This is a genomic window from Bacillus sp. LR--39, assembly GCF_053613335.1.
Genome location: NZ_JBSIOT010000771.1, coordinates 1 through 755 on the forward strand (window position 1 = coordinate 1; position 755 = coordinate 755).

Sequence of the window (755 nt, forward strand, 5' to 3'; positions counted from 1 at the left end):
GTGTCATCAGAGCTGCCTGAAATTCTGGGAATGAGCGATCGGATTATCGTTGTCCATGAAGGCAGAATCAGCGGAGAAATCCATGCGCGAGGAGCAACACAAGAACGAATTATGACACTTGCCACGGGAGGGCGGTAATATGAAAACGGAACAACTGCAAACAGAACAAAAACGGATTCACTTCGACGGAGTCATGCAAAAACTCGGCCCGTTTCTTGGTTTATTTATTCTCGTTATCATTGTATCTATTTTAAATCCCAGCTTTCTTGAACCGCTGAATATTTTAAACCTGCTTCGCCAGGTCGCCATTAACGGATTAATCGCGTTCGGGATGACCTTTGTCATTTTGACAGGCGGCATTGATCTTTCTGTTGGCGCTATTCTTGCCCTGTCCAGTGCTTTAGTTGCGGGGATGATTGTGTCCGGTGTCGATCCGGTTCTCGCGATCATCCTTGGCTGTATCATTGGTGCCGTACTAGGCATGATCAACGGATTATTGATTACTAAAGGAAAAATGCCGCCCTTTATCGCCACGCTTGCGACCATGACTGTGTTTCGCGGACTGACGCTAGTGTATACAGATGGAAATCCGATTACCGGACTTGGCACAAACTACGCTTTTCAGATGTTCGGACGCGGTTACTTTTTAGGCATTCCTGTACCGGCGATTACGATGGTTCTTGCCTTTGTCATCCTTTGGGTGCTTCTTCATAAAACACCATTCGGACGCCGAACGTACGCTATCGGCGGCAACG

Annotated in this window: 1 protein-coding gene and 1 pseudogene; both read left to right on the forward strand. The window is 47.4% G+C overall.

Annotation, left to right across the window (positions count from 1 at the left end; genetic code table 11):
- Nucleotides 1-138: hypothetical protein (locus ACWHAR_RS26445; protein ID WP_452088345.1), on the forward strand; the 138-nt coding region annotated here is incomplete at its 5' end.
- Nucleotide 139: 1 nt separating this feature from the next.
- Nucleotides 140-755: pseudogene (gene rbsC / locus ACWHAR_RS26450) on the forward strand (ribose ABC transporter permease RbsC); the annotation flags it as partial.